Annotated in this window: 23 protein-coding genes and 2 tRNA genes; 14 read left to right on the top strand and 11 right to left on the bottom strand. The window is 65.2% G+C overall.

Annotated features, from left to right (window positions below; translation table 11 throughout):
• Window positions 1–24: 24 nt before the first annotated feature.
• On the bottom strand, window positions 25–1053 hold the full coding sequence (gene tdh, locus E0E39_RS09770) for an L-threonine 3-dehydrogenase (protein WP_130874564.1): 1029 nt from the start codon (window positions 1051–1053) through the stop codon (window positions 25–27).
• Between the two features lie 82 nt (window positions 1054–1135).
• On the bottom strand, window positions 1136–1735 hold the full coding sequence (locus E0E39_RS09765; RefSeq protein ID WP_165444723.1) for a DUF1707 domain-containing protein: 600 nt from the start codon (window positions 1733–1735) through the stop codon (window positions 1136–1138).
• Window positions 1736–1855: 120 nt separating this feature from the next.
• On the opposite strand from E0E39_RS09765, the gene pdxH reads away from it, so the two are divergent.
• Window positions 1856–2491 (top strand): pyridoxamine 5'-phosphate oxidase, encoded by a 636-nt coding sequence (pdxH, locus tag E0E39_RS09760; RefSeq protein WP_130874562.1) that lies wholly within the window; start codon window positions 1856–1858, stop codon window positions 2489–2491.
• Window positions 2492–2539: 48 nt separating this feature from the next.
• On the opposite strand, the gene E0E39_RS09755 is transcribed toward pdxH, so the two are convergent.
• Window positions 2540–4288, bottom strand: coding sequence for a BCCT family transporter (locus E0E39_RS09755; RefSeq protein ID WP_130874561.1), 1749 nt, complete (start codon window positions 4286–4288; stop codon window positions 2540–2542).
• Between the two features lie 413 nt (window positions 4289–4701).
• Here E0E39_RS09755 and E0E39_RS15780 point away from each other — a divergent pair, with 413 nt between their 5' ends.
• Window positions 4702–4860 carry a hypothetical protein gene (locus E0E39_RS15780; RefSeq protein WP_165444722.1) on the top strand — a complete coding sequence of 53 codons (159 nt, stop codon included), beginning with the start codon at window positions 4702–4704 and terminating at the stop codon, window positions 4858–4860.
• Window positions 4861–4885: 25 nt separating this feature from the next.
• The gene (locus E0E39_RS09750; RefSeq protein ID WP_130874560.1) at window positions 4886–5080 is read left to right on the top strand and encodes a hypothetical protein; all 195 of its coding nucleotides are present in this window, start codon (window positions 4886–4888) and stop codon (window positions 5078–5080) included.
• On the opposite strand, the gene E0E39_RS09745 is transcribed toward E0E39_RS09750, so the two are convergent.
• Both E0E39_RS09745 and E0E39_RS09740 read right to left on the bottom strand, forming a co-directional pair.
• Window positions 5053–5712 carry an IMPACT family protein gene (locus E0E39_RS09745; protein ID WP_207302467.1) on the bottom strand — a complete coding sequence of 220 codons (660 nt, stop codon included), beginning with the start codon at window positions 5710–5712 and terminating at the stop codon, window positions 5053–5055. The two genes, E0E39_RS09750 and E0E39_RS09745, sit on opposite strands and share 28 nt — an antisense overlap.
• The gene (locus tag E0E39_RS09740; RefSeq protein WP_130874559.1) at window positions 5705–6184 is read right to left on the bottom strand and encodes a peroxiredoxin; all 480 of its coding nucleotides are present in this window, start codon (window positions 6182–6184) and stop codon (window positions 5705–5707) included. The genes E0E39_RS09745 and E0E39_RS09740 overlap by 8 nt, the downstream gene beginning before the upstream one ends.
• 65 nt (window positions 6185–6249) lie before the next feature.
• On the opposite strand from E0E39_RS09740, the gene E0E39_RS09735 reads away from it, so the two are divergent.
• The gene (locus E0E39_RS09735) at window positions 6250–6549 is read left to right on the top strand and encodes a DUF3618 domain-containing protein (protein WP_130874558.1); all 300 of its coding nucleotides are present in this window, start codon (window positions 6250–6252) and stop codon (window positions 6547–6549) included.
• Window positions 6550–6588: 39 nt separating this feature from the next.
• Here the strand turns inward: E0E39_RS09735 and E0E39_RS09730 are convergent.
• Together E0E39_RS09730 and E0E39_RS09725 are read right to left on the bottom strand one after the other, a co-directional pair.
• A tRNA-Lys gene (locus tag E0E39_RS09730) sits at window positions 6589–6661 on the bottom strand.
• A 23-nt stretch (window positions 6662–6684) separates the two neighbouring features.
• Window positions 6685–6757: transfer RNA gene (locus E0E39_RS09725), tRNA-Lys, on the bottom strand.
• A gap of 164 nt (window positions 6758–6921) precedes the next feature.
• Between E0E39_RS09725 and E0E39_RS09720 the strand changes: the two genes are divergently transcribed.
• Genes E0E39_RS09720 through E0E39_RS09710 form a run of 3 tightly spaced genes read left to right on the top strand, consistent with a single transcriptional unit; the run spans window position 6922 to window position 10267 of the window.
• Window positions 6922–7563: a succinate dehydrogenase cytochrome b subunit gene (locus E0E39_RS09720; protein ID WP_245988464.1), complete on the top strand. Its 642-nt coding sequence runs from the start codon at window positions 6922–6924 to the stop codon at window positions 7561–7563.
• Window positions 7560–9521 carry a fumarate reductase/succinate dehydrogenase flavoprotein subunit gene (locus E0E39_RS09715; RefSeq protein ID WP_130874557.1) on the top strand — a complete coding sequence of 654 codons (1962 nt, stop codon included), beginning with the start codon at window positions 7560–7562 and terminating at the stop codon, window positions 9519–9521. The genes E0E39_RS09720 and E0E39_RS09715 overlap by 4 nt, the downstream gene beginning before the upstream one ends.
• Window positions 9518–10267 (top strand): succinate dehydrogenase/fumarate reductase iron-sulfur subunit, encoded by a 750-nt coding sequence (locus E0E39_RS09710; RefSeq protein WP_130874556.1) that lies wholly within the window; start codon window positions 9518–9520, stop codon window positions 10265–10267. The genes E0E39_RS09715 and E0E39_RS09710 overlap by 4 nt, the downstream gene beginning before the upstream one ends.
• Here E0E39_RS09710 and bioB read toward each other — a convergent pair.
• The 4 genes from bioB to E0E39_RS09690 all read right to left on the bottom strand — a co-directional run bounded on the left by bioB (window position 10264) and on the right by E0E39_RS09690 (window position 12434).
• Window positions 10264–11316 carry a biotin synthase BioB gene (bioB, locus tag E0E39_RS09705; protein ID WP_130874555.1) on the bottom strand — a complete coding sequence of 351 codons (1053 nt, stop codon included), beginning with the start codon at window positions 11314–11316 and terminating at the stop codon, window positions 10264–10266. The genes E0E39_RS09710 and bioB overlap by 4 nt on opposite strands.
• Window positions 11317–11409: 93 nt before the next feature.
• Entirely contained in the window at window positions 11410–11733 is a 324-nt protein-coding gene (locus E0E39_RS09700; protein ID WP_130874554.1) for a hypothetical protein, read from the bottom strand.
• Entirely contained in the window at window positions 11717–12226 is a 510-nt protein-coding gene (locus E0E39_RS09695) for a hypothetical protein (protein ID WP_130874553.1), read from the bottom strand. The genes E0E39_RS09700 and E0E39_RS09695 overlap by 17 nt, the downstream gene beginning before the upstream one ends.
• A gap of 1 nt (window position 12227) precedes the next feature.
• Window positions 12228–12434, bottom strand: coding sequence for a helix-turn-helix transcriptional regulator (locus E0E39_RS09690; RefSeq protein WP_014846077.1), 207 nt, complete (start codon window positions 12432–12434; stop codon window positions 12228–12230).
• Between the two features lie 156 nt (window positions 12435–12590).
• Between E0E39_RS09690 and E0E39_RS09685 the strand changes: the two genes are divergently transcribed.
• The 7 genes from E0E39_RS09685 to E0E39_RS09655 all read left to right on the top strand — a co-directional run bounded on the left by E0E39_RS09685 (window position 12591) and on the right by E0E39_RS09655 (window position 19499).
• The gene (locus E0E39_RS09685; RefSeq protein WP_130874552.1) at window positions 12591–13139 is read left to right on the top strand and encodes an NADPH-dependent FMN reductase; all 549 of its coding nucleotides are present in this window, start codon (window positions 12591–12593) and stop codon (window positions 13137–13139) included.
• A 477-nt stretch (window positions 13140–13616) separates the two neighbouring features.
• Complete coding sequence (locus E0E39_RS09680) at window positions 13617–14411, top strand: ATP-grasp domain-containing protein (RefSeq protein ID WP_130874551.1); 795 nt, start codon at window positions 13617–13619, stop codon at window positions 14409–14411.
• Window positions 14408–15217 carry an ATP-grasp domain-containing protein gene (locus E0E39_RS09675; RefSeq protein WP_130874550.1) on the top strand — a complete coding sequence of 270 codons (810 nt, stop codon included), beginning with the start codon at window positions 14408–14410 and terminating at the stop codon, window positions 15215–15217. The genes E0E39_RS09680 and E0E39_RS09675 overlap by 4 nt, the downstream gene beginning before the upstream one ends.
• On the top strand, window positions 15214–16362 hold the full coding sequence (locus E0E39_RS09670) for a mannitol dehydrogenase family protein (protein ID WP_126377171.1): 1149 nt from the start codon (window positions 15214–15216) through the stop codon (window positions 16360–16362). The genes E0E39_RS09675 and E0E39_RS09670 overlap by 4 nt, the downstream gene beginning before the upstream one ends.
• Complete coding sequence (locus E0E39_RS09665) at window positions 16359–17153, top strand: ATP-grasp domain-containing protein (RefSeq protein ID WP_165444721.1); 795 nt, start codon at window positions 16359–16361, stop codon at window positions 17151–17153. Before E0E39_RS09670 ends, E0E39_RS09665 begins: the two co-directional genes overlap by 4 nt.
• 14 nt (window positions 17154–17167) lie before the next feature.
• On the top strand, window positions 17168–18643 hold the full coding sequence (locus E0E39_RS09660) for an MFS transporter (protein WP_245988461.1): 1476 nt from the start codon (window positions 17168–17170) through the stop codon (window positions 18641–18643).
• A gap of 10 nt (window positions 18644–18653) precedes the next feature.
• Window positions 18654–19499 carry an ATP-grasp domain-containing protein gene (locus tag E0E39_RS09655; protein ID WP_130874547.1) on the top strand — a complete coding sequence of 282 codons (846 nt, stop codon included), beginning with the start codon at window positions 18654–18656 and terminating at the stop codon, window positions 19497–19499.
• The last annotated feature ends 20 nt before the right edge of the window (window positions 19500–19519 follow it).

Raw genomic sequence — 19519 nt, 5'->3', positions numbered from 1 at the left:
GGTTGAAGGGCTGGAGATCGTTCATCACTGCTCCCAGTGCATGACGACCTTGCCGGAGCGGCCGTCACCAGCGACGGCGAACGCCTCGGTGAACTCGGTCACCGGGAAACGGTGGGTGATGACCCCCGAGATGTCGAGCCCGGAACGGATCAGGGAGTTCATGGCGTACCAGGTCTCGAAGATCTGCCTGCCGGTCACGCCCTGGATCGTGAGCATGCTGAAGATGATCTTGGAAAAGTCCACGGTCAGTTCCTGCGAGGGGGTGCCGAGCAACGCGATCCTGCCGCCATGGGTCATGTGGTCGATCATGGATCGCAGTGCCACGCCCGATCCGGACATCTCCAGCCCGATGTCGAATCCCTCCTTCATCGAGAAGCGTTCGTAGATGTCCTCCAGGCTTTCCCGTCCGGTGTTGACGGTGGATGTGATTCCCAAGGACTCCGCCAGGGCGAGTCTTTCGTCGCTGAGGTCGGTGATGACGACGTTCCGGGCTCCCTGGAACTTCGCAACCAGCGCCGCCATGATCCCGATCGGGCCGGCGCCGGTGACCAGGACATCCTCGGCCAGGGCCGGGAACTGGAGCGCCGCGTGGACGGCGTTGCCGAAGGGATCGAAGATGGCGGCCACATCCGCGTCGAGTTCCGGTGGATGCACCCAGATGTTGGCGGCCGGCATCGTGAAGTACTCGCAGAAGGCGCCGTCGACGTGGTAGCCGATTCCCCGGGTCCGCTGGCACAGGTGACGTTTCCCCGCCAGGCAGGCGCGGCACCTCCCGCACACGTAATGCCCCTCACCGGAGACGAACTGCCCGACCTCCAGGTTGGTGACGGCCGAACCGAGTTCGACGATGGTGCCACAGAACTCATGCCCCAGGACGCGTGGAGTGACGACCGTCCGGGCGGCCCAGCCGTCCCAGCGGTCGATGTGCACGTCGGTGCCGCAGATTCCGGTACTCCGGATCCTTATCAGGACCTCGGTGGGGCCGGGGGACGGGACGGGAACATCGATCAACTCCAGGCCGGGGCCGGGATGCGTCTTCGCGAGGGCCAGCATGGGCTCATCGTCCCACACCGCATCAGGTCATCGCGTCCGGGGCGGGCACACCGGTGTGTGAGAGGTGTGTGAGGGTCCTGGGCTACATTCCCAGCTGGTTCTGCAAAGCTTCGACGGCGTTCTTCGCGGTGAGCAGGTTCGCCCCGGTCATTTCCCGGTAACGCTTGATGGCGGCGATCTTCCGATCCTGATGGATCAGTGCAACCAGCTCATCGCGTTCTGCGGGATGAAGTTCGCGTGGTTGTTGCTGCAGGATTTGATCAGATGAGTTGTTCGACCTCCTGCTGAACGCGAGGTTCAACAAGAGTATGAGAACCAGGAATCCGGCCCAGTAGCGGAAGAATATGACACATCCCAGTATCGCTGCGGCCCATATGGCGTAGGTGGCCCATGGGGGACGCTTGGCCGGGATCCTCGCAGTGGAGTTCTGGAACAAAGCAGGTGAGCCTGAAGCCCCGTACGTGGGTATTCCGGAATTTCCGTACATGGTGCTCGGTCCACGTCCCGGAAGGTCGTTGAACAAAGCAGTGAGCTCCCCCTTGGTCTTCGCGGTCAATGCGGAGGACATGCGCTCATCGAACTCCTCCGCGGTGATCCGGCCCGCACTCATGTGTTCGCGCAGCAGCGTGATCGCCTCGTCGCGTTCCGCATCACCGATACGCAGGTTCTCATCACCAGCCATGCCAACAACAGTAGCGGGCCGGGGAGAATCAGGGCGCCCGCATCCAGTATCCATGCAGTCCCGGTTGTACGACGGGAGGCCCCGCCGGAGCCGCCGCCACGCTTCTGGAAGACTGGTGACATGAGCCTTCACGACGTACGACGCGACTACTCCGGGGATGCGCTACCGCAGGACCTGACCTCCTTCGAACCGTGGGAGTTCTTCACGGACTGGCTCGACGCAGCGATCGCCGCCGAAGAGGTGGAGCCGAACGCCATGCTGCTGGCCACCATCGGTGCGGACGGTCGCCCGCGCTCCCGGGTGGTGTTGCTGAAGGAGACGACCCGGAATGGACTCGTCTTCTTCACCCACTACACGTCCCCGAAGGGCGAGGAGCTGGCCGCCAATCCGGTCGCCTCCGCCACCTTCTGGTGGCCGGGGTTGATGCGCCAGGTGCGTGCGGTGGGGGCGGTCGCGAAACTCACCCGCCAGGAGAACGAGACCTATTTCGCCAAGAGGCCCCGGAACAGTCAGCTGGGGGCGTGGGCGTCCCGGCAGTCCGCACCCATCGTCTCCCACGACGACCTGTTGGCGTCGGCATCGCAGGCGGCCGAACGCTTCGACGGGGTTGACGTTCCCTGCCCGCCGGAATGGGGCGGATACCGGATCGACGTCGACGAATTCGAGTTCTGGCAGGGCCAGTCCGGCAGGCTCCACGACCGGGTCCTGGCCCGGCGGGACGCGGATGGCTGGAGCGCCATCCACATCCAGCCCTGACGCATGATCCATTGGCCCACGCGACACGCACGGACCAGGGAAGCCCCACTACTCCGAGGTGTGGTTCCTGCGTCCGGAGAGCCTGATCCGGAAGGGTCTGCGTGTCCTCTCCCCTGATGCGGATTCCTCGCTCACGGTGATCTCCTGGCCATCCAGGTGTTCGGCCACGGATTCCCTCACGTGCTCGGTCACCTTGTCCATCACGTGTTCGGTCATCTCCCGTCGCAGCACCCGGTTCTCCAGCCTCAGCCGCTGCCGGTGCTCGAGACTGAATGCACGCAGCGTCGCCAGGCAGGCCAATACCATGACCACGCTGAACGGGGCCGCCGCGAGGATCGTCATGGTCTGCAACGCCCCGAGCCCTGCGGTCAGGTCCTCCCCACCGGAGATCGCCCCACCCCACAGCAGCACCGCGGCGATACCACCGCCGAGAACGGCCCACATCACCCGGGTCAGGACGGGTGGATCCTGCTCCCCGCCGGTGGCGACCATGTCCACCACGAAGGCCGCGGAGTCGGCGCTGGTGACGAAGAAGATCACCAGCAGGATCAGGAAACCGACGATCAACAAGCTGCTCGCGGGGATGTGCTCCAGCACCTGGAACAGGGCGTTGACGTTGTTGACTTTTCCGTCTGGTGTGATGAGGTCACCAGGGCCGTGAAGCTGCTGCCACAGCGCCGTCCCACCCATGATCGAGAACCACAGGAAGGTCACCAGCGCCGGTACGGCCAGCACTCCCGCCACGAATTCCCGTACGGTGCGTCCCTTCGAGATGCGGGCGATGAAGATGCCCACGAACGGTGACCAGCTGATCCACCAGCCCCAGTAGTAGGTGGTCCAGGTCCCGAGCCAGGACTCGCCGGCCTCTCCCTGGAACGGCAGGGTGCGGAAACTCAGGTGCACGAAATTGCTGAGGTAGTCGCCGATGGTCTGGACGAACTCGCGCAGCACGAACAACGGCTGGCCGAGCAGCAGCACGGCCAGGGCCAGGACCGCCGCCAGCAGCAGGTTCGCGTTCGAGAGCCACTTGATGCCGCGATCCAGACCGCTCAGCACCGAGCAGGTGGCCAGTGACGTGATGATGGCGATGACCGCGAGCAGTACCCAGATCTCGGGCTTGAGGATCCCCAGGTATTCCAGGCCGGATGTGAACTGGGAGGCCCCGAAACCCAGGGATGCCGCCACCCCGAACAGGGTCCCGACGATGGCGAACACGTCGACGACATCCCCCAACCAGCCGCGTACCCGTCTGCCGAACAGCGGCTCGAGCGCCCATCTGAGCGAAACCTTCCGTCCCTTGCGGTGAACCGTGTAGGCGACGGCCAGGCCGACGACGATGTAGACGGCCCAGGCGGACAGACCCCAGTGCAGGAAGGAGGTCGTCATCGCGTTCTGCGCCTTCGTGGCGTCGGAGGTGCCCTCCGGGGTGCCGGGCGGGGGAGCGGCGTAGTGGTTCAGGGGTTCCGCAACGCCCCAGAACACCAGCCCGATGCCCATGCCCGCCGCGAAGAGCATGGCGAACCAGCTCACCAACGAGTAGGAGGGGGGTTCGTCGTCGGGTCCGAGGGTGATGTTCCCGTACGGTCCGAAGGCCACCAACAGGGCGAACCCGACGAAACCAGCGACGATGAGGCTGTAGTACCAGCCCAGCCCGTTGACCACGGAGGTGTTCGCCGCCTTCAACAGATCGCTCAGCCAGTGCGGCGCCAACGCCGCGAGCCCGACGAAACCCAGAACGATCACGGCGGTGGGGGCCGCGACCGCTGTCTTCCAAGGAGTCTTTCGCTGTACAGCCATTCCGCCAGTCTTTCAGAAAGACGGTGCATTCACTTTCGTCAACCGGGGCTCTCGCGAGCGGAGCCCTGACCGCTGCCCCCGCCGGGATGAGTAGGGTGGTCCTGACAACCGGGCAGGACTGATTTCGATGCATGCACAGCGAACACGAAAACCCAGAACGGAGCCCCAGACGATGAGTGAACCGACCATCGCATCTCCCCAGGAGCCGCAAGGCGAACAGCCTGTCGCCCCACCGGGTGCACAGAGCACCAGGCCCGCTCCGCAGGCATATCAGAGCCCCCAAGGCATGCAGCCGCCGCATCAGGGTCTCCAGTCGCCGCCCCGGTCGTTCGGGGTACCGGGGACGAACAAGGAGCGGGTGACCCCGGCGGTCCGGGTTTATGAGATCGCCATGGGGGGCTGTCCAGGCGCTCATGGGCCTCGTGCTCGTCTTCACCGGAAACCGGTTCATGCGCTCCTTCGGCGGTGGCTACGGGTCGTCGAGTGGGGGAGACGGGGCCGGCGTCGTTCTCCTGCTGGTCGGTCTCGCTCGCATCGTCGCGGGCCTTTCCCGTCCCCTGAAGTTGCGTTGACCAGCCGGTGCGGACAGGCCTCGGCATGCTGAAACACATCCGAACGGCTCTACTGGCCGTCGTCGTGGTGACGGGCATTCTGCTGCCCGTCACCAAGCACGCCTCGTTCGCATGGATAGCGGGCGGTGGGTTCGCGCTGGTGCTGGTGCTGAGCCACCCGGCCGTGACGAAACGCATCGAGCCGGGGAACGATCAGCCGGGGCGATCGACCCAGCGCTGACCGGCCGGGACCGTCGTCAGGGTTCCGGCCGAGATGGCCGACAGGAACGCGTCGAATTCGCCGGCGGCCGTCACCGGAACAGCAACGGTGATCCGGGCGTTGGTTCCCCAGTCGACCCCCACCACCGCGATGGCGGTTCCGGAGGGCAGGGTCGAGCTGCGCAGCGAGTCCTCGATCGCGCCGATGCTCGCGAGGTCCACGTCGATTCCCAGCAGGGAACACAGCTCCACCCGTCTGGTTCCGGCCTGCGCGACCGCTTGGGCCACAGCCTCGGAATAGGCTCGCACCAATCCGCCCGCGCCGAGCTTGACACCCCCGAAGTAGCGGGTCACCACCGCCACCACGTCGGTCAGGTGAGTGGAGGTCAGCACGTTCAGCATCGGAACTCCCGCGGTTCCCGCTGGTTCCCCGTCGTCGGAGGAACGGGTGGTGCGGGCCTCGGGCCCCAGCACGAAAGCGGAACAGTGATGGCGGGCGTCGAAGAGCGTGGATCGCCGCTCCTCGATCACAGCCCGAGCGGTTTCCTCCGAGTCGACGCGGCGCAGCCGGGTGAGGAAGCGGGATCGTTTGACCTCCAGTTCCACATCCACCCCATCGCCTATCCCGGAGTCGATGGTGAGGAACTCAGACACCGAGCTCACGGCGCAGTTTCGCGACGTGTCCCGTCGCTCTCACGTTGTACTGGGCGATCCGGATGGTCCCGTTGCCCTCGGCGTCCACGTCGATGACGAAGGTGGAACGCAGCACCCCTTCGATCTCCTTGCCGTACAGCTTCTTGGTCCCGAAGGCGCCGTAGGCGTTCAAAGCCTCGTGATCCGGGTCGGACAGGAGTGGGAAACCGATCTCGGAACCGGCCGTGAACTTCGCGAGCTTCTCAACCGTGTCCGGGGAGATGCCGATGATGGTGTAGCCGGCCGCCGCGAAGGCGGCGTGCGCGCCGGTGAAGTCCACGGCCTGGGTGGTGCAGCCCGGCGTCATGGCTGCTGGGTAGAAGTAGACGATGACCGCTCGGGACGGATGGTCGGAAAGCGAAACCGGATTTCCTTCCGCATTCGGCAACGTGAAGGCGGGGGCCGGGGAACCCGGGGTGAGGCGCGCAGTCATGGCCGACAGTGTACGGCGCGCGGAAGCTCTAAGCTGGTAACCGATCGTTGAAGTAAGGGGAAGCAATGGACGGCGACACCACCCGCACCGTGGACGAGATCCGCGCCGAGCTGGCCAGCAACCGCCAAAGCTTGGCAGGCGCCATGGAGGACCTCGTTGATTCCGTGAAACCCGCGAACATCGCCAGGCGGGGCATCGACGACGCGAAAAGTTTCGTCGCGGGCGAGTACCAGGCGATCAAGGATGAGCTGCGCGACGAGAACGGCTGGCGCACCGACCGGATCGCGGTCATCGGAGGCGCGCTCCTCGGGGTGGCGTTGTTCGCCGCTGCCATCTACCTGCTGGGGCGCCGGAATCACGAGTGAATCAAAAGGGCCCCGGGGATTCCTGGGGCCCTCGCGCCGTACACCACCAGGGACTCGAACCCTGAACCCGCTGATTAAGAGTCAGCTGCTCTGCCAGTTGAGCTAGTGGTGCGCGGGGCCGATGTCCCGGCCCGGTACACCACCAGGGACTCGAACCCTGAACCCGCTGATTAAGAGTCAGCTGCTCTGCCAGTTGAGCTAGTGGTGCTTGCGCGAGGACAAACAATACCCGTTCCTCGGCATCATGAAAAGTCCATGCGGGTGAATGTGGCCAGAAGTGGTCGGTTAGACTGAACCATGACCACAACGACGGTGGACGTCCCGGCGGGAACGCGGCGACGCGGGCCCTCGAATTTCGTGCTCAAACATGTGATGGCGGTCACGGGGGTGCTCTTCGTCGCCTTCGTGGCGGTGCACCTGTTCGGCAACCTGAAGGTCTACGCGGGGGCCGACGCCTTCAACCACTACGCGGCGTGGCTGCGTGAGGTCGGCTACCCGCTGCTTCCCAAACAGAGCGTGTTGTGGGCGCTGCGAATCGCCCTGGCGGGTTCGTTGCTGCTGCACGTCTCGGCTGCGGTGACCCTGTGGCTGAGGGGGCGGCGCGGCCGCGGCGCTCACCGGCGCGGCCTGCACCGGAATCGCACCCGCGCGGCGGCCTTCATGCTGCCCGGTGGGATCCTGATCCTGGTCTTCGTGCTGGTGCACATCAGCGACCTGACGGTGGGTGGTCCCCTGGCGTCCACGTCCTTCCGGCACCCCGATCCCGAGATGCACGCCTACGCGAACCTCGTCGCCAGTTTCTCCCGTCCTTGGATGGCCATCTTCTACATGATGGTGATGGTGGTGATCGGTTTCCACATCGAGCACGGCTGGCGCACCCTGCTGCAGGACCTCGGGGTCACGGGCCGCCGCTTCAGGCAGGTCTGGGTGGCCATCGGAGGCCTGCTGGCCCTGGCCGTGGTACTGGGCAATGCCATGATTCCCCTCCTGGTGCTGGTGGGGGTGATCGCATGACCGCCACGACCAGCAGGCCGCGCCCCGTGGAGATGCTGGCCACCGGAATGCTCGACCCCCACGTCCCCGACGGTGATCCCCGCACCGCATGGGAACGCCGCAAGGCCGAGTACAAACTGGTGAGCCCGGCCAACCGCAAGAAGTACACCGTGATCGTGATCGGAACCGGGCTGGCCGGATCCGGCGTGGCCGCGGCGCTGGGAGAACTGGGCTACAGGGTGGAAAGCTTCACCTTCCACGACGCACCCCGCCGCGCGCACAGCGTCGCCGCCCAGGGCGGCATCAACGCCGCCCGCGCCCGGAAGGTGGACGGTGACTCTCTGATCCGGTTCGTCACGGACACCGTCAAGGGCGGTGACTTCCGGGGCAGGGAGGCCGACGTGTGGCGCCTGGCCGAGGAATCGGTGCGGGTGATCGATCACATGAACGCCATCGGCGCCCCGTTCGCCCGTGAATACGGCGGGCAGCTCGCCACCCGATCCTTCGGCGGCGTGCAGGTTTCCCGCACCTATTACACGCGCGGCCAGACCGGGCAGCAGCTCCAGATCGCCGGTGCGCAGGCCCTGCTGCGCCAGGTGGAACGCGGCACGGTGAAACTGCGCACCCGCCACGAGATGCTGGACCTGATCGTCGCGGACGGCCGCGCCCAAGGCGTGGTGGTGCGCGACCTCGTGACCGGACGGATCAGCGTCACCACGGGACATGCCGTGGTGCTGGCCACGGGCGGTTACGGCAGCGTCTTCTTCCACTCCACCCTGGCGATGAACTCGAACGCCACCGCCACGTGGCGGGCCCACCGCCGCGGGGCCTTCTTCGCCAGCCCGAGCTTCATCCAGTTCCACCCCACCGCGCTGCCGGTGTCCTCGCACTGGCAGTCCAAGACCACCCTGATGAGCGAGTCGCTGCGCAACGACGGGCGCATCTGGGTGCCGGTGACCCCGGGCGACGAGCGCGCCCCCGGCGACATCCCGGAGGCCGAGCGCGACTACTACCTGGAGCGGCGCTACCCGGCGTTCGGGAACTTGACCCCGCGCGACATCGCATCCCGGGCCGCCCGCACGGAGATTGAGGCCGGCAGGGGAGTGGGGCCGCTCAAGAACTCCGTCTACCTGGACTTCCGGGACGCCATCTCCCGGCTGGGCAGGGCGGTGATCGCGGAGCGCTACGGGAACCTCTTCGAGATGTACCAGGACGCGACGGGCGAGGACCCCTACGAGGAACCGATGCGCATCGCACCGGGCGCCCATTTCACCATGGGCGGGCTGTGGTGCGACTTCAACCAGATGACCAGTGTCCCCGGGTTGTTCGTCGGCGGGGAGGCGGGAAACAACTATCACGGCGCGAACCGACTCGGGGCCAATTCCCTGCTCAGCGCCTGCGTCGACGGATGGTTCACGCTGCCCCTGGCGATCCCCAATTACCTGGCCGGACTGGCGGGACAACCCCTTCTCGATGTGGACGCCCCCGAGGCCACGGAGGCGCTGGGGGATGTGCGCGGGCGCATCGAGCATCTGGTCAACAACCCCGGACACACCCGGCCCGCCACCTTCCACCGCCGTCTCGGCGAGATCCTTTACTCGGGATGCGGGGTCTCACGCAGCGAGGCCGGGCTGACACGGGCCCTGGAACAGGTGCAGGAGCTGCGCGAGGAGTTCTGGCGTGACGTCCGGGTGGCCGGCACCGACGACCGGCTCAACCAGGAGCTGGAGAAGGCGGGACGGGTGGCCGACTTCCTGGAGCTGGCGGAACTGATGATCACGGATGCGCTGGACCGCCAGGAGTCGTGCGGGGCGCATTTCCGCGAGGAATACGCCCTCCCGGACGGGGAGGCGAAACGCGACGACGAGCGCTGGTGCAACGTCTCGGCGTGGGAGACCAACCCGGCAGGCCAGCACCGCCGCTACCAGGAGCCGCTGCGATTCGAGAGTGTCAAACTGCAGGTGAGGAACTACCGATGAGGGTCGAACTTGAGATCTGGCGGCAGGACGGGCCGGCGTCCGAGGGGCGATTCGAGACCCATGTCGTGACGGACGCCACCCCCGAGATGAGTCTCCTGGAATTGCTGGACCGGTTGAACGACCAGCTGGCCGATGAGGGCCTGGAACCCATCTCGTTCGAGTCCGACTGCCGGGAGGGAGTGTGCGGGGCGTGCGGGGTCACCGTGAACGACGTCCCCCACGGCCCGGTCCCGAACACCCCGTCGTGCCGGCAGCACCTGCGAGCCTTCGGCGGCATCACGAAGCTGCGGATCGAACCGCTGCGGTCGGCGGCCTTCCCGGTGGTCCGGGACCTGGTGGTGGATCGTGCGGCCCTGGACTCGGTCATCCGCGCCGGCGGGCACGTCGACGTCATGGCCGGGACCGCCCCGGACGCCGACGATTTCTTGGTCGGCCACGAGGACGCGGAACTGGCCCTCGACTTCGCCGCCTGCATCGGCTGCGGGGCGTGCGTCGCCGCATGCCCCAACGGGGCGGCCCACCTGTTCGCAGGGGCGAAACTGTCCCACCTGGCCATGCTCCCGCACGGCAAGGTGGAACGCACCCGCCGCGCCCGGGCCGTCGTCGACGCCCTGGAGGCCTCGTTCGGTCCGTGCAGCAGCTACGGCGAGTGCGTCGAGGTCTGCCCGGCAGGTCTGCCGCTCACCGCCGTGGCGGCGGTTCACCGGGAGGGCATCCGCTCGTTCTTCAAGCGCCGCACCTCCTAGGCGTTCGCCGGCTCCAGGGTCCCGGCTCCCCGGTTCCTGATCACGGGCCGGACATCGATCTTCGGAGCGGGTTCCTCCTGACCGAGAACCGTGAACCCGCAGTCGGCGATCATGGCCAGATCCTTGGCCCCAGCCTGCCCCTCGCTGGTGAGGTAGTCACCCAGGAACAGCGAGTTGCAGATCTCCAGGGACAGCGGCTGAAGGCTGCGGAGGTGCTGCTCCCTACCCGCCGCGACCCGTACCTCGCTGTCCGGATGGACGAAGCGCATCATCGCCAGGATGCGCAGGCAGCGCTGCGGGCTCAGGTCGGCGTGACCCGCCAGGGGGGTGCCGTCGAAGGGCATCAGGAAGTTCACGGGAACCGAGTCCGCGCCGATCTCCCGCAGCGCGAAGGCCACCTCCACCAGCTGTTCGTCGCTCTCGCCCATGCCCGCTATCAGGCCCGAGCAGGCGCTCAGCCCGTGCTCGCGGGCGTGCTGCACGGTCTCGGTGCGGTCCTGATAACTGTGGGTGGTACAGATGTTGTCGTAGTGCGACTCCGCGGTGTTGAGGTTGTGGTTGTAGGCGTCGGCCCCCGCGGCGGCCAACCGCTCCGGCTGTCCCTCCCTGAGCTGCCCGAGGCAGGCGCAGACCTCCACGTCCGGGTGCTCGGCCTTGATCTCCCCGATGATCTCGGCCACCTTGTCGACGTCGCGGTTGGACGGCCCGCGGCCACTCGCCACCAGGCACACCCGCTTCGCGCCGCCTGCGATCCCGGCCTTCGCCGCGGCGACGGCGTCCTCGTTCCTCAGCCACCGGTACTTCAGGATGTCGGCCTGGGAACCGAGACGTTGGGAGCAGTAGAAACAGTCCTCCGGGCACAGACCCGATTTGAGGTTGATCAGGTAGTTCACCTTCATCGTGGTGCCGAAGTGGTGGCGCCGCACCCGCCCCGCCGCGGCCACGAGGGCGAGGGTCTCCGCATCCGGCAGCCGCAGCACGGCGAGGGCCTCCCCGGGGGTGATGGAACGGCCCGCGATGATGTCGTCGGCAAGCTGATTCAGGTCCATGGTCTCTCCTCCATGACGTTTTGAACGATGTTCAAACTAGCAGATCGATCCGTCCCCGGAGAGCTGTTGGCCATGACGAGGCGTGATTCCGTGTCAGCGAATGCGACGTTGCAGGCGGTAGACGATCCCGTCCAGCTGAAACTTCTTCAGGTTCGTCGTATCGGACAGGGCCCGGGTGGCATCCGTCCATGTGGGTTCGTCCTTCTGGTTCAGCGCGCAGAGTTTCCAGTGTCTCCCGGAGCCGACGAGGTACCAGCGGCTGGACGCCGCTTTTCTGGCCAGGATCATGTCGTGAATGCCTAGATTGAGGAAGTCCAGGGCCTCGATCCACCATTTGGTGCGTGCCGAGGCGCGTAGCTGAAAGACTTCATCATCGGGGTCCACCAAGTTGAGGATGGCCTCATCGCGTCTGTTCATGGTCTTCCAGCTCCCTGATCTTGCGGATGTAACGGTGGATGGCGAACTCGTTCCACAGGGTGTCGATGACGAGGAGGACCAGGAAGCCGCCGCCGATTTCGAGGGACCAAGCGTGCCAGGTGGTCAGGGGAAGCAGGGTCATGATGTCGCCTGTCAGGCGCTCGGCCAGGTAATCGGCGACGGTCAGGGATACGGAGAATCCCAGCGCTTCAAGTGCATAGCGGCGCGTCCGTCGCAGGATGTGGCGAGGGCTCAGGAGCTCCTGAAGGTCATCGTGTTCGCGAAGCCTGGGGAGGAACAGGCGCTCATCCTGGCGGGCGAACCACAGCAGAACGAACGGGATCAGGGCGAGGAAGACGATCTCGGCGGCGGCTGTCTCGATGCGCCCGGTTCCGATGAACTTGCTGAGTGCCACCCCCAGCCAGAACATGTAGGCGATGGCCAGGGTTATGGTTGCAGCTCGGGTTCCGATCTGTTGTGCTCTCTCGTCCATGTCAATCGACTTCCTCCCTGAACTCGAACAGTTCCTCGATGCTGGTGCCGAAGACCTTCGCGATGTCCCAGGCCAGTTTGAGCGAAGGCGTGTAGGTACCCCTCTCCAGATGTCCGATGGTTTCCCTGCGCACGCCAACGAGCCTTGCCAGGTCCGCTTGGTTCATGTCGGCCAGGAGGCGGTGACGTCTGATGTGGGTGATGAGCAAATCGCCTCCTACATGTTAGATATTCATATCATATTGAGCGGTATATCGCTCGTCAAGTTATGTAGATCTAACATCCGTGGATTGGGGGCAGGACGTGTGAATGCCGGGGGAGCGGGCTTGGGTCGCGTAGGATGCCTGAGGACGAAAGGAGTCACTGTGAAGATTGGTGTCATCGAAGGTTCGATCCGCCAGGGGCGCAACGCCGCTCCGGTGGCCCGCTGGGTGCTGGAGAAAGCGCCGAGGCGGGACGACGTCGAGTTCGTTCTGCTCGACCTGGCCAGTTTCGACCTCCCCCTGTACGACGCGCCCGTCCCCCCGTTGATGGCCAACCGCCAGTACGAGTCCGAGGCCGTTCGGGCGTGGAGCCGCGCCATTGACGAGTGCGACGCCTTCATCTTCGTGACCCCCGAGTACAACTTCGGGGTCCCGGGCGTGCTGAAGAACGCCGTCGACTGGCTCGCCCCGGAGTGGATGAACAAGTCCGCGGCCTTCGTCAGTTACGGCTCCGACGGCGGCATCCGCTCCGTCGAGCACTGGCGCACCATCCTCGCCAACTTCAACATGCACGTGGTGCGGACCAACGTCGCCCTGTCGCTGTTCACCGATGTCGCCGACGGGGCCGTGGTCGCCCACGAGCGCAAGGCCGAACAGCTCCAGGTGCTCGTCGAGCAGCTGGTGGCCTCCGCCGCGCATCGCAAGGCCTGAGAAGAGCTCGTCAGCAAGCCAAGGGGTGCCGCCCCGCTGTTTCGTCTCGGGGCGGCACTCGTGTGTCAAAGCTGCTCGCTCGGGCAACTTGGAAGGCTGGTGGATCGGTCTCGTTCGAGGGGGAGTGTGGGACCTGTTCACAGCTGTCCTCAAGCGTTCTCTGACCAAGGGTTCCGCTGGCCAACGCGCCGCCTGTGAATAAGCATCCGTGATTGCTCCGGTGCTCGATTTTCCATACGGATGCGGCATTGTTGCTCTGATTTTCCGGCCGGATCACATGCGTGCGAGGGGGCGAATGGCTGCTTCGAACGGATGACGTTCATCGAATGACAACTGCCAAAAGTTAGGGATTCGTGAGCTGGGCATTCGCTGCCCTCGGGAAGGTGATTTCCCGGTCATGACCTCTTTTTGGTCAGCCCCCGTCCTTTCCGGGGTGAATCCGTGGCGTGTCCTCCATCGGCCTCTTAAGCTGCGCCCATGACCACACGAGTCCTCACGCTGGTGGACCGGCGATATCGGTCCCAGGCCCAGCCGAGCGGCATGATTGCCGCTTTGCGGGATCGCGGTGCCCATGTCGAAGAACTGGATGAGACCCAGTGCACGACCGATGAGTGGCGGGACGTTCTCGTGCGGGTGGATGTCGCCGTGGCCCGTGGCCGGCGTCCCGGAACCCTGGCCGTTCTCGCGGATGTTGCCGCTTCGGGAATACCTGTGGTCGACACGGCGGCAGCGGTTGAACAGGTGCGTGACAAGCGCATCATGACCAGGCTCCTCGGGGACACGGGCTTGGCCCGGCCGCGAACCGTGATCTGTTCGCCAGAGGATCTTGCGGGCGTTGATCTGGAGTACCCCATCATCGTGAAGCCGGTGTTCGGGGACAATGCCGAGGGGATCGTCGTGCTTGAGGAGCCTGCGGATCTGCTGCGATTACGATGGCGCGATCCTGAGTTGATCGCTCAGGAATACCGGCCCGGCTCCGGGGCGGATCTGAAGCTTTATGTAATTGAAGATTTTATTGCTGCTGTTCGGCGGCCTTCCCCGATCAGCCCGTGCACGGCACGGTCCTTGGGGGGCGTGACCGTGAATGACTCACTGCGGGAGATCGTCAATCGCGTTTCGAAGGTTTTCGGGCTGCGATTCTTCGGTGTCGACTGCCTTGAGGTGGATGGGCGGCTGGAGGTTCTCGAAGTCAATGATTTCCCCAACTATTCATCCGTCCCCAACGCCTCCGAGGTGCTGGCCAGGCGTGTGTTGATGAGGGCGGTTGCGTGAGGATCGCCCTGCTGACATCCCAGCGTGTGCCTGAGCAGGATTCCCTCACCCGGGAGTGCTTGGACCTGCTGGTGCGGTGGGGAGTTCGCGTCGATGCCCGGCACGCCATTGGATGCGTCGAGTTGGGAGATGTGGCGGTGGAGCACGACCTCTACCTTCTCGCATCCCCATCCCGTGCGATCGTCTCCTTGACCACGGGCCTGGCGGCACTGGGGGCCAGGTGCCTGAACTCCCCTGAGATGGTGAGGCTCTGCCGGGACCGGATCCGAACCGTGATGCTGCTGTCATCCGCGGGGGTCCCCACCCCCAGAACCTGGGTGGCCGGAAGCGCAGAGGATCTGATCGAGCCCCTCCGTGATGGCCCCGTCGTCCTCAGATCGGCAGAGATGAGCTGCTCCGTGGGAGCGAAGGTTCTCTGGAACGTCGACGAGGTGATCGACCTGCCGCTGCCCGAGGGAGCAACACTCGCTCAAGAAGTCCATCCCAACGATCAATACGCCCACCGGGTGTATCGGATCGGACACCAGACGTTTGCGGTGAAACGGCCCTGCTGGATGGCCTTCTCGAGTGAGACGCGGGAAGAACCCGTGCCTGCGACCGACGAGATGTGTGAGATCGCGGATCGAGTGGCGAGCATGTTCAGGAGTGAACTCTTCGGCCTAGATCTGGTCGGTGCCGAGGGACGACTGCAGGTGGTGGAGGTCCGTCCCTTTCCCCGGCTCGGTGGAGTTCCGGACGCAGCGCTGAGATTGGCCGACTACATCTATGCCCGCGGCATGGAAACCGCTGAGGAAGTCCGCCGGTGAGGGCCACCATCATCGGGGCAGGGCGCATCGCCCTGGGGCTGGCCGCTGAACAGCTCCACCAGTCAGGCTACGAGGTGACGGTGCTGGGCCGAGGACATGTCGCCGCGGCCCTGCAACACGCCCGAGTCGTAGAGGTCGAGTTGACCGACGGATGGACGATGGAACGTTTCCTGGTGCCGGTGCGTACCGTCGACCTGGCGGATCGTCGCGCAGCGGTGCAGGCCGTGTCCACCGCTGATGTGGTGGGCACCGCGGTCGGGGCACGGATGCTGCCCGCCGTGCTGGACCTCATCGCAGAAGGGCTGAAACGTGCGACTCGTCCCGTGAACGTGATCGCCTTCGAGAACCACGAGAACGCCGCTCGGATCATCCGGAAGGGCCTGAGAAGGCGGTTGGGATCGGGTGTGGATCGGCACGGGTTCACCGGGGCCGTCATCGCCCGGGCCGTGGCCCATCGTGTGTTCGCCGCGGATGGTCGTGTCCGGGTCGTGGGGGATCTGCCCCGGGAAGTCGTGGTTGATGGTGCGGCTCTGGTGGATCCCGTTCCGTTGGTTCAGGACTTCATCCCGGTCGATGATTTCCGGGCCTACTATCGCCGCAAGCTCTACCGGTTCTCCGCAGGGCACGCCACGGCGGCCTATCTGGGAGGACTCAAGGGATATCGATACCTGCACGCCGCGGCCATGGACCCGGAGATAGCCGCGGCCGTCCTGGGGGCGATGGAGGAGGGCAGGCGGGGACTTGCAGCACGTTACGGGGAGGAAGTCTCCGGTACCCCGGAGGATCTTGAAGCCATCCTGTGTCGGTTCCGCAACGCGGCCCTGGGGGACACGGTCGACCGGGTGGGACGGGACGCCCTCCGCAAGCTCGGCCGGGGGGAGCGCCTGGTTGGGGCTGCCCGGCTGGCCGCCAAGGGACAGGTGCCGCCGATCCATCTGACGAGAGCCGCGGCCGCGGCTCTCGTCAGCGACCCGAGTCTTCTCGTCTCCCAGGAACGGATGATCGCCAAGGTGTCCCAGGTGACGGGCGTCGGACATCGCCACGTCGTCACCCGGATGGTGGCTCACGCATGGGGCGAGTTCACCCGGGGGGAGTCGATCAGCGCACCATTCCTTCATCTCCCAGAAATGAGCCTTTCGATATGAGAATCTGCTTCCTGCTGACCCGCCGAGTCCCCGATGTTCCCAGCCCCATCGTGCTGGAAGCCCAACGGCTCCTGGGAAGGATGGGGCATGAGGTGACCGGATGGATTCCCGAGGACCGCCTGCTGCGTACGGATGTCCTGACCCCGGAGGCCGATCTGTACGTGCTCAAGAGCCATACGGAGTTGGCACTCAGCTATGCGGGTGCTCTTCACGGGCAGGGGATCGCGGTGTGCAATGAATACGGTGCCTGTCTGACCGCCCAGGACAAGGTGACTTCGGGAAGACTCATGCGGGAGCTGCGCGTGCCCACCCCGGATACGTGGCTCATCGGCAATCCCCGGCAGGCGGCTGAACTGTTGGTGGAGGGGCCCCTCATCATCAAACCTCACAGAGGACACCGTGGGGCAGGGCTGCACCTGATCGAGGAAGCCGCGCAGTTGGCCTCTATGCAGGTCCCTCCCGGTCCGTTGATCGCTCAACGCTACGTGCCGGGTCCCGGAGAGGATCTCAAGGTGTACGTTGCCGGGGAGAATGTCTGGGCGGTGCGCAAACCTTTCGACTCCCAGTCCTTCACCCGCTTCGGTCGCTCCGTTCACGTCGATGAGGAGATCAGGGACATCGCCACGCGAATCCGTTCCGGATTCGGTCTGGACCTTTTCGGATGCGATGTGATCGAGTCCCCGGACGGCCCCAGGGTGGTGGATGTCAACTATTTCCCCGGGTACAAGGGGTGCCCCGGCCCTGCTCCCGGGATTGCAGCCACCATCGATCGTGTGGCCCGTGGCTCATGATCCGTCGGTTGAGGGTGCATCCCGAGATTCGGCGGCGGCGTCGCCGGGCGCGCTGGATCGGTTGGTCGGTGGTGGCCGTCGTCACCGTGGCGACGTCGATGACCGCGATCCTGGCGGATGGGACCTGGGAGTGGGCGGGTCCTGACATCAGGCCGTGGCTGGCCCTGGGTGTCCTGCTGATCGTCGGAACGACCGTGACCCTGACGGTCTGGATCACCCGTCGATACATCCGGGCGCCCAGACACGCGGTACGGGCCCGGGGCGACAGCGGGGGCCCCCTGGGTGTGGTGGTCGCGGAAGGTTTCCTGTCGCGCCTGGCTTTCGGGATGATCAGTTTCTCCCTGCCGTTGTATGCACATCGTCTCGGTATGTCGATCGAGAACATCGGGGTCCTGCTGGCGACGAACACCGCCGTCGCGATCCTGCTGAAGCCCACGATGGGGGCTGTCATCGACCGTATCGGGGTGCGAACCGCCTACACAGTGGCGGTGGGGTTGCGGACCCTGGTGGTGCTGTCCCTGGTGTTCGCCCAGACCCCCCTTCACCTGTTTCTCGTCCGAGGGTTGCACGGAGTGGCGATCTCCCTGCGGGATCCATCCTCCTCGACGGTGCTGGCGGCCCTGGGAGGCAAGAAGGCGGTGGCCCAGCGTTTCTCCTGGTACCAGACCGTCAAGACGGTGGCCGGGTCCGCCGGCGGGTTCTCCGCAGGGATCCTGTTGACCGCCCTCGCGGGTGACCATGCCTTCGTTTTCGCGGTCTCGGCACTCCTGTCCGGGCTTCCCATGCTGCTGGTGGTCATCGGGCTGCGAGGACCCCGGGTCACCGGCCTGAGCCGGAAACCGGAGAAGAAAACACCGGTTCCCCCGGAACTGCGCCGACTCGTCCGGCCCTACGCATTCCTGGGAGCGGCCATGAACGGCACGGCCTATCTCATGGCGAATCTGCTTCCTCTCCTCTCCGTGTCGTACATGGGATTGTCGGAAGCAGCCGCGTCATCGCTGTACGTCTTCTCCACGGCCATGTCCTTCAGCGGGCCGCTGTGGGGATGGCTGGCGGACCGGGTGAGTCTGAAACTGGTACTGGGGGTCAGGGCCATCGGCAATGTGTTCTCCTCCCTGATCTGGTTGCTCTTCCCGAGCTATGCGGGCCTTGTCGTCGGGAAGGTGGCGGATGATGCGGGGAAGGCCGCTTTCAGGCCGGCCTGGGGAGCAGTCATGGCCAAGGTGGCTGCTCTCGACCCGGTGCGACGTACACGGACACTGGCGATAATGAGCACCGCGGAGGATGCCGGGGAGTTCGGGGCGCCGATTCTGGCCGGGTTCATCTGGACAACTTTCGGATTGCCGGCGGTACTGGTGGTCAGGTTGTGTGCCGGAACGGCCACCGAAATCTACTCCTGGTGGTTGGCCAGTCACATGAAGATCGACGACGACAATTCCGTCCAAGAGTCTGACACGGAAGCACTCACAGAGCCTCGTAGATCGGCGTAAAATCCGCGGCATGAGAGTCGTTCTTCTGCGGTCGGGGTCGCCTGGAGACCCCAATCCACTGCTTGACGCACTCGAAGCTGAGCTGCGTCTGGCCGAGGTTGCGGTCATCTCATTGTTTCCCGCGGAAATGGACTCGTCCGTTTCAATACCCCAGGCCGATGCAGCAGTGCTCAAGGACAAGACACCGGCCGGTCTGGAATGGGGGAGGCGGCTGCACGAGGCAGGGATTCCCACGGTGAGTCCCTACCCGGTCACAGCTTTGTGCCGGGACAAGTTGAGAACCAATCACGTGTTGGCCCAAGCCGGTCTGCCCGTGCCGGAATGCCGTCCGGTGACCGGGCCGGAAGATCTGTTGCCGATGCTGGCGGATGGACCGGTGATTCTCAAGCCGCGCCGAGGTTCCCGAGGACGGGGAATTCAGATCATTCATGACACCGCGGAAGTCCCCATGTCGTGGGGAGTGGAGGAGATGTTCGCGCAGCGCTACTACGAGCCCGAGACCTTGGATCGCAAGATCTATCGCATCGGGAATGACGTGTTCTGTGTCGAGCGAGTGTGGCCCCCGGTCACCCTGAAGGAGAAACAAGGCCGACTGATCGAGTTGGATACTCCCACCAGAGAGCTCGCGATGGAATGTGGGCGGGTGCTGGGAACCGAGATTTACGGTGTGGACGTGATAGAACACGAGGGCAGGCCGTGGATCGTGGACCTGTCCAGTTTTCCGGGTTTCAAGGGCGTCCCGGATGCTGGTGCCCGCATTGCCACGGTGGTTCTTCGTGTGGCCGCCGAGACCCGGAAAGATGTTTCCCCGCCGGAGTCGGCCTCGAGCAGTGGGACCCTCTGCGCTGCTCCCTGAGACCTGTCGTACTGTTGAAT

Source organism: [Pseudopropionibacterium] massiliense, assembly GCF_900607225.1.
GTDB classification, from domain to species: domain Bacteria; phylum Actinomycetota; class Actinomycetes; order Propionibacteriales; family Propionibacteriaceae; genus Arachnia; species Arachnia massiliensis.
Note: the sequence above shows the minus strand (reverse complement) of the source record. Positions and strands in the feature narration are given on the sequence as shown.